This window comes from Cecembia calidifontis, from assembly GCF_004216715.1.
GTDB classification, from domain to species: domain Bacteria; phylum Bacteroidota; class Bacteroidia; order Cytophagales; family Cyclobacteriaceae; genus Cecembia_A; species Cecembia_A calidifontis.
This window is the reverse complement of sequence record NZ_SGXG01000001.1, coordinates 911,590-925,377: the sequence shown is the minus strand read 5'-3', so window position 1 is coordinate 925,377 and position 13,788 is coordinate 911,590. Positions and strand designations below refer to the sequence as shown.

Genomic DNA, 13,788 nt, shown 5'->3' with positions numbered 1-13,788 from the left:
ATGATTATTTCCAGCCCACCTTATCAAAGATAACCACAGCATCGCTGTTGTTTTCTCCAAGGACAGAAAGATGAAGATCATCCGCTTTGAAACTGCCCCATTTTTTCAATAAGTCTGAGAATTCAGCATTTGGGTTTACAGGGTATTCGAAATTGATATTTGCCAAGAATTCCTGGGCTTGGGCACTGGAAAGGAATTCGATCAATTTAACCGCATTTTCCTTATTTGGCGCATATTTTGTCACACCGGCACCGGAAATATTGATGTGTGTACCTCTATCCTCCTGGTTGGGGAAGAAAACGCCGATTTTTTCCGCAGCCTTTCTTTCCTCTTCATTGGCATCATTCAGCATGATTCCGATGTAGTAGGTGTTGACGATAGCCACATCACCTTCTCCAGCGGCTACTGCTTTAATCTGGTCCCTGTCAGATCCTTTTGGTTCTCTGGCCATGTTGGCCAAAAGACCTGCCGCCCAAGTTTCAGCACCTTCTTTTCCATGATGTGCAATAATGGAAGCCAATAAGGACTGGTTGTAGATATTTTCTGAAGACCTTGTCAAAATTCTTCCTTTCCACTGGGGTTCAGTAAGGGCTTCATAAGTACTCAATTCTTCAGGTTTTACTCTCTCTAAGCTGTAAGCCAAAATCCTTGCACGGTAGGTCAAGCCAAACCAATATCCTTCCGGATCACGGAATTTTGCCGGAATATTGGTGTTGAGAACCTCAGAATTGATGGCTTGCAACAAACCTTTGGACTTAGCCCTGTGAAGCCGTCCTGCATCTACTGTGATCAGGACATCTGCAGGAGAGTTGGCTCCTTCTAATTCCAATTTCTGTATCAATTCGTCTGCGGAAGCGGATACCACGTTTACTTTGATGCCTGTAGCTTCTGTAAACATGTCGAATAGTTTTTGGTCAGCTTCGTAATGTCTATGGGTATAAACATTGACGACTTCTTCTTTTTCTCCTGAACCACAGGAAAACAAAATCATGCCTGCAAAGGCAAAGAGGGTGGATTTGAGAATGTTTTTAAACATATCTTTGATGTTTTACAGGGGCGAAATTATGCATTATTTAAATCAAATCTAAATAAAAAGAAAAAGATTTTTATCTTTGTGCCCTAAGGCACATTTTGACTGGCCTGTAATTCTGAACTTTGTTTTTTTAAGGATAAACATGACCATTCAGCAACTGGAATATATCATTGCAGTAGATAAATTCAGGCATTTCGGACAAGCTGCGGAGTCCTGTTTTGTCACCCAGCCGACTTTGAGTGCACAGGTGAGCAAACTGGAAAAGGAGTTGGAAGTCATCCTTTTTGACCGGTCCAAAATGCCGGTAATCCCTACCGAAATCGGGGCTCAGATCATCGAACAGGCCAAAAAGGTGGTTTCTGAAAGCAAGGGTATCTATGAACTGGTGGCCCAATTGAAGGGAGATGTCAGCGGGGTAATCAAAATTGGGATTATTCCGACCTTGGCGCCTTATCTGTTGCACCGGTTTATCAAAAGTTTCCTGGAAAAATACCCCAATGTCAAATTGCAAGTGGAGGAAACAGTGACTGAGGAAGTCCTCAGGAAATTGAAAAATGATGAGCTTGACCTTGGCATTGTGGTGACCCCTTTGAATGAGAACGGGATTTTGGAGAAACCCATCTTCTATGAAAAGTTTTTTGCTTACATGTCCAAAAACCATCCTTTGCTAAAGAAGGAAAAAATAAAGGTGGAAGACCTCAATACAGACGACCTGTGGATGTTGCAACAGGGACATTGCTTCAGGGACCAAGTGCTTAACCTCTGCAATCAGTCCAAATTTGAACGGATGAACTTTCATTATGAAAGCGGATCCCTTGAGGGCTTGCGCAATATGGTCAATCAATATACAGGCATCACCTTGCTTCCGGAATTGGCCACTTTGGATTTGAGAGAAGAAGAAAAGTCCAGATTGAGGAGATTTGAAGGTGTGGAACCCATTAGGGAAGTCAGCATTGTGCTCACGAGGAGTTTCCTCAAAAAGAAACTGGTAGAATTGCTGTTCAAAGAAATCAGCGAATCTATTCCCCATGAAATGACGTCCAAGGCCCATGGGAAAGTCGTCAGATTCAAATAATTTTTTGATTTGGACCAAACAATTCAGATAGGGGAATTGATTAATTTCGTGGCTGTCTGAAAAATCAAATGATCAAAAGGATTTTGTTTGTTTTGCTGATGCTGTTCACGCATCAGGGTTTTTCCCAAGGTTTTGTAAAAAAATACCTCAATGGTATATTCAATGATACTACGGATATTTCAAGACCCCAATTTTTGGTTTATCCTACCCTTGCCTATGCCCCGGAGACCAGTTGGGAGATAGGTTTTTCTTCACTCTATGTGTATTATGCAAACCGCGATACGGCCAATAGGCTGAGTGAAATCAACGGTTTTACTTTTGTCACTTTGGAAAATCAGTTTGGTATCTGGTTTGACCATGCCATTTATTCTGACCAAAACAAGTGGTTCTTTCTCGGCAGGATAAGGTTGCAGAGTTTTCCGCTGAAGTATCACGGCATAGGCATGAACACCCCAAAGGATTACCTGGCTTTGGTGGATGCCAATCAGGTTATTATCAAAGAAAGGGTTTTGAGGGAGGTAAAGCGCAACTTTTATGCAGGCGTAGAATTGGATTACCAGAAAATGTCTAGAGTAGCTTTTAAACCTGGAGAAAATGGCCCTGTATTTGATTTGCCTTTGGGTTATGAAGGTTCTACCAACTTTGGCATCGGTTTAGGGACTGTATATGATGACAGGCACAATGTACTGAATGTAAGAAAAGGAAATTTTGCAGAACTGGCTTTCCTGCATTATCCCATAGGGTTGAGTACCTTTGAATTCAACACAGTGGTATTGGATACACGGATCTTTAGGCCTGTGGGAAAAAATAATGTCCTGGCCTGGCAACTTCTGGGGGAATTCAACTCGGGTGATGTTCCTTTCAATCAGTTGGGCCTGCTGGGCGGCGATTCGATGATGCGGGGCTATTACCTGGGAAGGTTCAGGGACAAGAACCTCTTGGCTTCACAGCTGGAATTTAGGATGTTGCCTCTTCCGCTAAACTTTACCAACCGAATCGGTGCAAGTGTTTTTGCCAGTACAGGGACTGTTTTTCCCGATTTTTCCAATGCCAGTATCCACAAAGCCGTTTGGGCGGGGGGAGCAGGACTGAAGTTTTTACTTTTCCCTAAAAAGGATATTTATACCAGACTGGATGTAGCCTTTACCAAAGAGGGGAATGGGTTTTATCTGTTTATAGGAGAAGCTTTTTGATGGAGATTTCGAAAGGTGTATTTCGGGATTTTTAAGATTGGCATTGGATTTTGAATTTAAAAATTAGGTCAATATATGTTTTAGTATTATCTTAGTTGACATGATGATGTTGAGTTTCCTCCTTAATTAAAAATTTTTGAGCAATGATCAGATTGAATTCACACCTTAACCAAGTCATTCCAGGTCTTTTGTTGGTCTTTTCTTTTTGGGCATGTTCTAAAGAGAAAGGTTCAGGAAATACTGATTTTATAGAGATCTCCTTTGCCTTGGATACGGTAATGATCGATCCGGGAGATGAAATTTTAAACCTCCGCCAAAGTTTATGGCATGCTGATATTTCCAAAGACGGCAAGTACCTTTTCAATTACAACATCAATGATGCGGTAATGGAGAAAATTGACCTGGACCAACAGGTTCTGGTATCTAAAATAAAATTTGATAAAGAGGGGCCTGAAGGGCTTGGTAATTACATCTCTAAATTTACCATTGATGACCAAGATCAGTTCATGTTTTGGTATTATGGCTTAAGCAAGGTGTTTGACCAAAATGCCAAATTGGTCAAGGACTTAAAAATTGATAAAATATTGGAGGGGACTTTCGCGCAATTCGATGCCCAACCCATAGATTTTTTCAAAATTCCAGGGGATCCTCACCGCCTGATAGGCTTTTACATCAAATGGGAGGATAAAAGTTATGTGATTGTTGACATAGACCTTCAGAAAGAAAGTTTCCATATCATCCCGCTTCCTGAATTAAAAAGAATTCAAGATTTTTCTACTGATTTACTATATGATGGACAATGGGCGGGAGCCTTGGGTACAGGGGCAAATTCATTGGCCAACGGGGAAAGGGTTTTAATTTCTAACAATTGCTTCAATGAAGTTTATATCTATGATGCCGTTCAGGACAGTCTTTACTTAAAAGAATTGGAAGGGCGATTGCTTGGAAGTAAAAAAACCTACATCCCACCCAAGCAGGTAGATATCTCCTCCAGTCAACACTGGGAGGTAGAAAAAAAGCAAAAAGAGGACATCAATTTTGGAAGAATTCTTTGGGATGCTAAAAACCAACGTTACCTAAGGTTGTCCTTCAAAGAAAAGTTTGGTGATGAGGTCATTGAAAACCGGGGCTACAAGGCGATTGGTGCTGAGGTATTTTTAAGTGTATTCGATAAGGATTTTAATTTGATGGCTGAATCTGTGGTGCCACAGTTGAACAAAAGGGCAGGCCAGCATTTTATCAAAGACGGGCAAATCTGGATTTTTGAAAATATAGATGACGAAATGGCCTTTTTGAGGCTTGAAATTTTGAACAGGTAAATGAAGAATGGATTCCCCTACCATTCTTCATTCCTCCCCCTTCATTTTACATTATTTGTCGAGCAGAACCGCTCCTATCCCATTGCCTTCCGGAAAAGTTACCTCTTCAGGGCTAATTGTTACTCCTTTGGCAATGTCTTTTGCCAAGAGCATGGCCCCATCCATATCCACATAATCCAGTAAGGGAGCAATATGGGCAATTGCTGTAATGCCTACAGAAGATTCTGTCATACAGCCTACCATGGTTTTCATCCCCAGTGATTTTGCTTCATGGATCATCCTCAGACCCGGTGTGATACCGCCTGCCTTGACCAATTTTACGTTGATACCATGGAAAAGACCATGGCACTTCTTCACATCTGACTCCACAATACAACTTTCGTCTGCCATCACGGGAAGTCTGGAATAAGTGTAGACTTCCTTCATCCCTTCAAGGTCGTCTTTACCCAAAGGCTGCTCCATAAACTCCACATTCAGTTTGGCCAATTCTTCGGAATAGCGGATGGCCTGTTCTGCCGTCCAGGCACAATTGGCATCTATCCTGAATGTAGAAGACGTGTGTTTTCTGAGTTCCCGGATGATCTCCAGGTCATGGTCTGTACCCAATTTGATCTTGTACAATGGCCAGTCTACTTCTTTCATTTTGTCCACCATTTTTTCAATGGTGTCTATGCCTATCGTGAAATTGGTCAGTGGGATATTTTTGGGATCAAGTCCCAGGTATTCATAGAGCTTTTTCCCCTGTTTTTTAGTGAAAATATCCCAGGCTGCCATATCCAGGGCACATTGGGCAAAAGGGTTGTCCCTGAAGATGTCCCTTCCCTTTTCCCATAATTCCTCCGGACTGTTCCAATTTCCGTGTTCTACCAAGCTTCTGGAAGCCTCAAGTCGCTCCATGATATTGTCTGCCGTCATACCATAAAAGGGATTGGTGGTGGTTTCCCCCAAACCGAATAAGCCATCCTCTTCCAATTTTACAATAATGGTATCTTGCACATCCCGGCTTTGATGGGCGATGGTGAAGGTATGTTTCAAAGGAAGGTCACGGACAAAGAATGAAAGCTTCATGGAGATTATTTTGGTTTTGGTACAAAAGTAAATTTATTTTTTTGCTGAAGTTCCTAACTTAGTCCTATAATTTCTATCCAAACCCAAAACATGAAAAGATTTCTTCCTTGTGATCCTTACTCCGCTATCATCGGTTTGTTTTTTATTTTGATATCCTGTCAACCTAAGGCCTCAACACCAGTCGTAGAAGTCTCTGAATTGGAAAGGGCCTATGAATTGTACAAAGAGCAGTCCATTAACCAAAGGAGATTTAAGTACGATGAGGTAATTCACCTGGTCACTAAAAGAAAGCAGGGGTTTTTTGTGGAGGAAATAGGAAGGTCCGTAGAAGGAAAATCCATTTATCAAATGACCTTGGGCAAAGGTCCCACCAAGGTCATGCTCTGGTCACAGATGCATGGCAATGAAAGCACCGCTACGATGGCTTTGTTTGACCTGTTCAATTTCCTGGAAGGGGAAAATGATGGCTTCGACCCTTTGCGGAAAAAGCTTTTGGAAAAATTGACCCTCCGATTTATTCCTATGGTCAATCCTGATGGGATGGACCAATGGATCAGAAGAAATTCACTGGACATTGACCTGAACCGTGATGCCATTAAGTTGACTTCACCTGAAGCGGCTATATTGAAGAATGCCCGGGACTTTTTCTCTCCCGACTTTGGCTTTAACCTTCATGACCAGCAAATTTATTATACAGCCGGTGAGACAGCCACTCCTGCCACGATTTCTGTCCTCGCTCCTGCCTATAATTACGAGACAGAAGTTAATGATATTCGGAAACGGGCCATGCAGGTCATTGTGGGAATGAACAAAGTCATCCAGCAAATTGTACCGGGACATGTGGGTAAGTATGACGATGCCTTTGAACCAAGGGCTTTTGGGGACAACTTCCAGAAATGGGGCACCAGCACCATCCTGATTGAGTCCGGAGGCTATCCCAATGACCCAGAAAAACAGGAAATTCGCAGACTGAATTTTATCATCATGCTGCATGCCCTATTGGAAATTGCAGAGGTTCAATACACCCAGTACAGTTTGGATGATTATTACAGTATTCCCGATAATGCACTCCGCCTGATGGACCTTGTAATCCGGAACCTTTCCCAAAGCAAAGATCAGCTCACCTATGAAATTGACCTGGGAATCAGAAGAAGGGAATCAGATGCCCATGGTTCCTTCTTTGTTAGTGGTGTGGTAGATGATTTGGGAGATTTATCGGTCTTCTATGGTTTTGAAGAGCTCGATGCCAAAGGAATGGAAGTAGTAGAAGGCAAAATTTTTGAAACTCCTTTAGCCAATGTCGGGAATATTACTTGGGACAAGGCGATGGAACTTCTCAGAATGGGGTATCTCGGTGTCAAGGTTCAAAATGCCTTGGACAGGGAACTTCATAATTTGCCCCTGATGGTGTTAAAAAATGGAAATTCGATTCCTACGGGCATACGGACAGGGGGCAATCCCAATTTCTTCCTTGCTGAAGGGGGCAAACTCCGCTATGCCATTGTCAATGGCTACCTGATAGACCTGAATGACAATAGTCCAAAAGATTTGATGCAGCGTGTACAATAGGGTGCAGGTTATTGGTTTAAATCCTTCATAATAAGCATTTTATTTGCTATCTTTTAGGATTGTTTACCCAAAACCACATGTTATGACAGCACTGATTATTGTAGCCGTAGTCTTGGCCCTTGCTTTTTATGTAATCGGAATATACAACCGCTTGGTCAAGCTGCGGACCCATGTTTCTGAGGCTTGGAGCGGGATTGATGTACAGCTCAAAAAGCGGTATGACCTTGTGCCCAACCTCATCGAGACGGTCAAGGGCTATGCTTCCCATGAGCGGGAAACCTTGGAAAGTGTCACCCAAGCTCGGGTGGCTGCAATCAATGCCAAAGGGATAGAAAATCAGCAACAGGCAGAAAATCAATTGACCCGGGCCATTTCAGGACTTTTTGCGGTAGCTGAGCGCTACCCGGAGCTCAAAGCCAATACCAATTTTCTTCAGATGCAGCATGACCTGTCCGCCATTGAGCAGGACATTGAGCGGTCCAGAAGGTATTACAATGGAACAGTGAGGGATCAGAATATACTTATTGATTCTTTTCCCAGTAACCTGGTTGCCAATGCCTTTGGCTTTTTGAAATCTCCCTTCTTTGAATTGGAAACAGAGGCAGAGAGAGCTTTGCCAAAGGTCAGTTTCAAATGAAGAACTTCCTCCTCTTCATTGGTTTCTTTCTTTCCCTTCAGGTTTTAGGGCAAGAGGAATATATCCGCTCATTTCATACTGACCTGAAGGTAGATACTTCAGGTTTGCTTTCTGTGACTGAGACCATTGAAGTTTTTGCCTCAGGAAATCAGATCAAAAGAGGCATAGTCAGGAGTTTGCCATTGCAGGGTATAGATTACCGATACAGACAGGTAAAAAATGAGTACCAGATTATTTCAGTGGAAAGGGACGGTTCTACGGAGCCTTTTCACACCGAAAAAAAACAGGGAAGCCTTTTTATTTACATAGGAGATAAGGATGTTTTTTTGGATCCTGGTTATTACACGTTTACCATTACCTATGCTGCCAAGGGTCAGTTAGGCTTTTTTGAGGACTATGATGAAATCTACTGGAATGTCAACGGCTTTGGTTGGGATTTTAGGGTGGAAAAAATATCTGCTACTGTCAGCATTCCAATCGAGGCAGATTTTAAAGAATATGCCTGCTACACGGGTTATTCAGGATCTACGGAACAAAATTGTAAGATCGAAAAGTTGGCAGATGGTAGGTTATTCTTCGAGGCAGAAAACCTGTCTGCTTATCAAAACCTGACCATTGCTGCAGGCTTTACGAAAGGTGTGGTGAGCCCACCCCCTCCGCTGGGATTCTGGGAGCAGTTTGGCTTTTTGGTGCTTAGTGGGATAACCTTTCTGGTTCTTTTGCTATATTATGCCATTACCTGGTACAAGTTTGGAATTGATCCTCCCAAGCCAACAGTCATTCCTGAGTTTGATCCGCCTTCGGGAATTTCCCCTGCCTCTTTGGGTATGATCCACAGGGGTTATTTTGGGGGAGACCTGATTTCGGCATCTATTGTGCATTTGGCCGTAAATGGATATTTACGAATTGTGGAAAAAAGTGAGCCTGTCATGTTCGGCTTGTTCCACAGCAATTCTTTTACCTTGATCAAATTGAAAAATCCCGATGCGTTCCTTCCTCAGGAAGAAAAGGTCCTGATGGACAAGCTTTTTCCCAACAACAGTGTTCAGATCAGCATCAGCGGGAGTTATAACAGTCAACTGAAATCCATGTATGATAGCTATGTAGAAAATTTAATGCGCCAGCACAGGCCTTTTTTGAACCAGGGAAGCAACTGGAAATTATGGATTCCCCCTATTTTTATTTTTATCGTTTATGCAATTGTGGCCAGTAGATTTGATTTTTACAACTATGCCCAGCCTAATCTGAGTTTTGATTTAGTGGATATTTCTCCGTTTCCGATTGTCATATTTATTGCAGTTTTGGTCATAATTTCCATTGTCAGAAAAGAGATGGGGAGATGGGTCTTTTTAATCCTGATTTTGCTTTCATTTTTGATTGGATCCTATATGCTCTATCAGTCCAGCACCATTTCCCTCAATAATTTGGTGTTAATAGGTTTTATCCTATTTGCTGTAGTTTCTTACTTTTCCTATATCTACCTTATCAGACAGCCAAGTATTGAAAAGCTGGATTTAAAATCCAGGATTGAAGGGTTTAAGAAATACCTGAGTGCCGCAGAGGAGAGACAATTGCAAATGTTCAATCCTCCCAAAATGACCCCTGAGATTTTTGAAAAACTGCTGCCCTTTGCCATGGCATTTAAGGTGGACAAAATTTGGGGAAAGAAATTCCAAAACCTCATGGAACGGTCAAGTTTGAACCAAAGACATCAGACCACATGGTATTCAGGATCAAGGTTTTATTCTTATCATTTATTGGGCAATCATATCAATAAAGCTTTGGGAACCTCCATCAATCATTCAGCCGGAAGGGGAGGCGGTGGAAGCGGTTCCTCTGGCGGAGGTTCATCAGGGGGAGGAAGAGGCGGCGGAGGCGGAGGCGGTTGGTAATTTTTCCAGCATCTTTCCTGCTTTTTGTTTAAATTTCTAAAAATTCAAAATAGAAACTTTTGACCTTAACGATTATGAAACAAAACCTAACCGCCATCATTTTTGCTTTGGCCATTGTCATCGCTTCTGCTATTTTGGGCAATGCTTTTCTGAACAGAAATAAAAGATCCGGCACTGTGGATGTCACAGGTTTAGGGCAGAAGAATTTCTCTTCGGATCTCGTGGTTTGGGAGGGGAATTTCAGCCGGGAAAACATGGATATCCGGGTGGCATACGCAGAGTTGGAAAAAGATAAAAAAGCGGTAACAGATTACCTGGTGGCCAAAGGCATTCCCAAAGATCAGATTATTTTCCGTGCCGTCAATACCAATCCCCTTTACAGACAAAATTACAGCAGCACGGGTAATTATATGGGACAGACTTTTTTGGGCTATGAACTCAACCAAAGTCTTCAGATAGAATCCAAGGAGGTGGACAAGATAGACCAGATTTCCAGGGAAATCACAGAGTTATTGTTGCAGGGCGTAAAGTTTTATTCCCAGCCTCCGAGGTACTACTACACGGAACTGGAAAGTCTGAAAATTGAAATGATATCCAAGGCCACTGAAGACGCCAGGGTAAGGGCGGAAAAGATCGCAGAGAATTCAGGGGCTAAATTGGGTAAACTGATAGCAGCCAATATGGGCATTTTTCAGATTACCGGACAGTATTCTACGGAGGAATATTCTTGGGGGGGCACCTTCAACACTACCTCAAAAGAAAAGACGGCTTCCATCACGATGCGTCTGAGCTACTCAGTCAGATAATTTTGGAAATCCAAAAAAAAACCCACCGAGTAAGTGGTGGGTTTTAATATTGCCAATAAGAGGAATTATCTTACCCTATCAAATTGATTGAAGAAGAAGTTACCTTCAATTTCTGCATTTTCATCTGAATCAGATCCATGAACGGCATTGGCCTCGATGGATGTAGCGAAGATTTTTCTGATGGTTCCTTCTGCTGCATTGGCAGGATTGGTAGCACCGATCAAAGTCCTAAAATCTTCTACTGCGTTTTCTTTTTCAAGGATAGCGGCAATGATCGGCCCGGATGACATATACTTGCAAAGGTCAGCATAGAATGGTCTTTCTTTATGAACCGCGTAGAATTTTCCTGCCAGTTCTGGAGTAAGCTGAGTGGCCTTCAATGCAACAATTTTAAAGCCTGCTTCCTCGATCATTTTCAATATTGCTCCTGAGTTGCCTGCAGCAAAAGCATCAGGCTTGATCATGGTAAATGTTCTGTTTCCTGCCATTTCTTTGGAATTTATTTCTGAAATCTAATTTGGCTGCAAAAATAGGGGAAATCGGTTAAACTACATAGAAAGCCCGAGAATTCTCTATTATCTCTTTCAGCCTTAGCAGCTTAGACAAATTGGGAAAATTCAAAAATATTACAGACATTTGCAAACTATATTCCTTTTTGAGGAATGTACAAAAGCAATATAATGCAGGAATTAGAGTTATTTAAAAATAGATTATCATCCCCCCATAAAGTTGTCATTACTACCCATCACAAGCCGGATGCAGATGCATTGGGTTCTTCTTTGGGAATGGCCAACTACCTGAAAAAGAAGGGTCATGAGGTCACTGTAATTACTCCTTCAGATTATCCCCAATTCCTTACCTGGATGAAGGGAAATGAACAAGTACTAAACTTTGAAAATCCGGAGCATAGGGAAAAAGCCATAGAAAAAGTATTGGAAGCGGATACTATTTTCTGTTTGGATTTTTCCTGCTTGAAAAGGCTGCATGAACTGGCTTCCTTCGTAACCAAATCCAAGGCATATATCGTCAACATTGACCATCATCAGGATCCAAAAGATTTTGCAGATTTCAGGTATTGGAGTACGAAGGCGGCAGCTACCTGCGAACTCGTCTATGAACTTATTGTTGAATTGGGTGATCAATATTTGATCGATAAAGACATTGCCGATTGTCTTTATGCGGGGATTATGACTGACACGGGAGGCTTCAGGCATCCCAATACCACTAAAAATGTACACCTGATTACAGCAGAACTCATAGGCTTGGGTGCAGACAATACGAGGATTTCAAGGTTGATTTATGATACCAACTCGGTTAACCGCCTGAAATTTCTTGGATTTGCCATTACACGCAGGTTGACCATTTTAGAGGATCTGAAAACAGCCTATTTCGCAATCAGCAAAAGGGACCTTAAGAAATACCAATCGCAGACCGGGGATACAGAAGGCTTAGTAAACTATGCCCTTTCTTTGGACGGAATCAAAATCGCTGCCCTTTTCACCGAAAGGGAGGACGGTGTAAAAATTTCCTTCCGATCCACAGAGGATGTTGCTGTCAATAAGTTTGCAGCTGATTATTTTGAAGGAGGAGGACACAAAAACGCATCAGGCGGAAGGTCTACCCTACCCCTGAAAGAAACCATTGAAAAATTCGAAAAATTAATAAAAGAAAATCAAAAAACGCTTTTCAATCAATTAGAACCCATCCATGAAAAAAATTAAATCTCTATTATTTGCGGTTGCCCTGATGGTGATTGCTTTCAGTGCTATGTCTTGTAACAAGACTAAGACAACTTCAGACGGCATTGAGTATACCTATATCAGAGAAGGTAGCCAAGCACCTAAAAACGGTGAATTTGTTTTGTACCATTTGATAGTGAAAACGGACAAAGATTCTACCTTCATTTCTACATATGACCAAAGCATGCCTGCATACCTGCAGTTCAATGATTCAATCCCAAGAAAAACAGGCATGGATGAAATATTTTTGAGCCTTAAAAAAGGGGACAGTATAGCATTTGAGGCTACTGCCAAAAAAATCTTTGCAGAAAACGTTCCTTTCTTCCTGAAGGATGATCAAAAAGTCAAAGTAAGAATCGGAGTGATAGATGTTTTGGATTACCAAGGTGTGGAAGCGTATTTCAATGCTTTGCAGGAAGCAGAAATGAAAAGACAGGCTGAAGGCGCTGTGAAGCAATTGGAAATCGATACCCAGATCATTCAGGATTACATTGCTGAAAAAAATATCAATGCCATCAGGACAGAATCCGGTCTTTATTACGTCATAGAATCAGCAGGATCAGGACCTCAGATTGAACAAGGTGATTTGGCTTTCGTTCATTATGCAGGTTACTTGTTGGACGGAACGCTTTTTGATACCAGTATCAAATCCCTGGCTATGGAAAAAGGGGTGTACAATGAGCAAAGAGACAATTACGATGGCTATGCACCGCTTGAAGTTAGGGTGGGCATGGGACAGGTAATCAAAGGCTGGGACGAAGGATTGGCTTTGTTGAAAAAAGGTGATAAAGCTAAATTCATCATTCCTTCCCCGTTGGCTTATGGAGATAGAAATGCAGGTGGGCCAATTCAACCAAACTCTATCCTGATCTTTGACGTAGAAGTCACTGATGTTCAAAAATAACACAAATCAATGAAGTACTTAAGTATTGGGATTTTAGCTTTATCGGTATGGCTGTCATCATGTATTTCTGACAGTGAAAATGCCCAGATTATCTTCGAAAGGGACAAGCAAAAAATTGAAGAATTTGTCCGAGAAAATCCCATACCTTCAGTAAAGGAATTTTCTGACCCCGCCCTTGGTATCCGTATCTTTTGGCAGGAGGTCTCCAACAGCGGAAGGAAAGCGTTTCTAGGTGATACAGTTGTGGTGGATTATGTAGGTAAATTGCTCAACGGCAATGTATTTGATACTTCTATCGAAAGTGTCGCAAGGGCGAATAATATTTTCTTTCCGAACAGACCTTATGAGCCATTTAGATTTGCTTTCGGTTATGAATCGGTAATCCAAGGCTTTCTATTTGGTATTTCCCAAATGGAAGAGGGAGATAAGGCCACAGTCATCATGCCTTCTTTGTATGGATATGGAAGGCAGGCTTCCCAAGGAATTCCAAGTAACTCAATATTAATGTTCGAGTTGGATTATATTCAGCTTATAACTCCTGAAGACCAGTAAG

Annotated in this window: 13 protein-coding genes; 10 read left to right on the top strand and 3 right to left on the bottom strand. The window is 41.9% G+C overall.

Annotation, left to right across the window (positions count from 1 at the left end; genetic code table 11):
- Window positions 1–4 precede the first annotated feature (4 nt).
- On the bottom strand, window positions 5–1,036 hold the full coding sequence (locus tag BC751_RS03935; protein WP_130274428.1) for a Fe(3+) ABC transporter substrate-binding protein: 1,032 nt from the start codon (window positions 1,034–1,036) through the stop codon (window positions 5–7).
- 139 nt (window positions 1,037–1,175) lie between these two features.
- On the opposite strand from BC751_RS03935, the gene BC751_RS03930 reads away from it, so the two are divergent.
- The 3 genes from BC751_RS03930 to BC751_RS03920 all read left to right on the top strand — a co-directional run bounded on the left by BC751_RS03930 (window position 1,176) and on the right by BC751_RS03920 (window position 4,620).
- Window positions 1,176–2,108 carry a hydrogen peroxide-inducible genes activator gene (locus tag BC751_RS03930; protein ID WP_130274427.1) on the top strand — a complete coding sequence of 311 codons (933 nt, stop codon included), beginning with the start codon at window positions 1,176–1,178 and terminating at the stop codon, window positions 2,106–2,108.
- Window positions 2,109–2,176: 68 nt separating this feature from the next.
- The gene (locus BC751_RS03925; protein ID WP_130274426.1) at window positions 2,177–3,301 is read left to right on the top strand and encodes a BamA/TamA family outer membrane protein; all 1,125 of its coding nucleotides are present in this window, start codon (window positions 2,177–2,179) and stop codon (window positions 3,299–3,301) included.
- A 143-nt stretch (window positions 3,302–3,444) separates the two neighbouring features.
- A complete protein-coding gene (locus BC751_RS03920) occupies window positions 3,445–4,620 on the top strand; it encodes a DUF4221 family protein (protein WP_130274425.1) in 1,176 nt (391 codons plus the stop codon).
- Between the two features lie 51 nt (window positions 4,621–4,671).
- Here the strand turns inward: BC751_RS03920 and BC751_RS03915 are convergent, their stop codons facing one another.
- Window positions 4,672–5,688 carry a dipeptide epimerase gene (locus BC751_RS03915; protein ID WP_130274424.1) on the bottom strand — a complete coding sequence of 339 codons (1,017 nt, stop codon included), beginning with the start codon at window positions 5,686–5,688 and terminating at the stop codon, window positions 4,672–4,674.
- A 90-nt stretch (window positions 5,689–5,778) separates the two neighbouring features.
- On the opposite strand from BC751_RS03915, the gene BC751_RS03910 reads away from it, so the two are divergent.
- From BC751_RS03910 to BC751_RS03895, 4 genes are all read left to right on the top strand, one after another.
- A complete protein-coding gene (locus BC751_RS03910; RefSeq protein WP_130274423.1) occupies window positions 5,779–7,257 on the top strand; it encodes a M14 family metallopeptidase in 1,479 nt (492 codons plus the stop codon).
- Window positions 7,258–7,339: 82 nt separating this feature from the next.
- On the top strand, window positions 7,340–7,894 hold the full coding sequence (locus tag BC751_RS03905) for a LemA family protein (protein ID WP_130274422.1): 555 nt from the start codon (window positions 7,340–7,342) through the stop codon (window positions 7,892–7,894).
- On the top strand, window positions 7,891–9,786 hold the full coding sequence (locus BC751_RS03900) for a DUF2207 domain-containing protein (RefSeq protein ID WP_130274421.1): 1,896 nt from the start codon (window positions 7,891–7,893) through the stop codon (window positions 9,784–9,786). The genes BC751_RS03905 and BC751_RS03900 overlap by 4 nt, the downstream gene beginning before the upstream one ends.
- 74 nt (window positions 9,787–9,860) lie before the next feature.
- Window positions 9,861–10,592, top strand: coding sequence for an SIMPL domain-containing protein (locus BC751_RS03895; protein WP_130274420.1), 732 nt, complete (start codon window positions 9,861–9,863; stop codon window positions 10,590–10,592).
- 65 nt (window positions 10,593–10,657) lie between these two features.
- Here the strand turns inward: BC751_RS03895 and BC751_RS03890 are convergent, their stop codons facing one another.
- Window positions 10,658–11,080: a nucleoside-diphosphate kinase gene (locus tag BC751_RS03890; RefSeq protein ID WP_130274419.1), complete on the bottom strand. Its 423-nt coding sequence runs from the start codon at window positions 11,078–11,080 to the stop codon at window positions 10,658–10,660.
- A gap of 192 nt (window positions 11,081–11,272) precedes the next feature.
- Here BC751_RS03890 and BC751_RS03885 point away from each other — a divergent pair, with 192 nt between their 5' ends.
- The 3 genes from BC751_RS03885 to BC751_RS03875 are packed head-to-tail and all read left to right on the top strand — an operon-like array spanning window position 11,273 to window position 13,787.
- Complete coding sequence (locus BC751_RS03885) at window positions 11,273–12,313, top strand: DHH family phosphoesterase (RefSeq protein WP_130274418.1); 1,041 nt, start codon at window positions 11,273–11,275, stop codon at window positions 12,311–12,313.
- Window positions 12,300–13,235: an FKBP-type peptidyl-prolyl cis-trans isomerase gene (locus tag BC751_RS03880; RefSeq protein WP_130274417.1), complete on the top strand. Its 936-nt coding sequence runs from the start codon at window positions 12,300–12,302 to the stop codon at window positions 13,233–13,235. Before BC751_RS03885 ends, BC751_RS03880 begins: the two co-directional genes overlap by 14 nt.
- Before the next feature lie 9 nt (window positions 13,236–13,244).
- On the top strand, window positions 13,245–13,787 hold the full coding sequence (locus tag BC751_RS03875; protein ID WP_130274416.1) for an FKBP-type peptidyl-prolyl cis-trans isomerase: 543 nt from the start codon (window positions 13,245–13,247) through the stop codon (window positions 13,785–13,787).
- Window position 13,788: the final 1 nt, after the last annotated feature.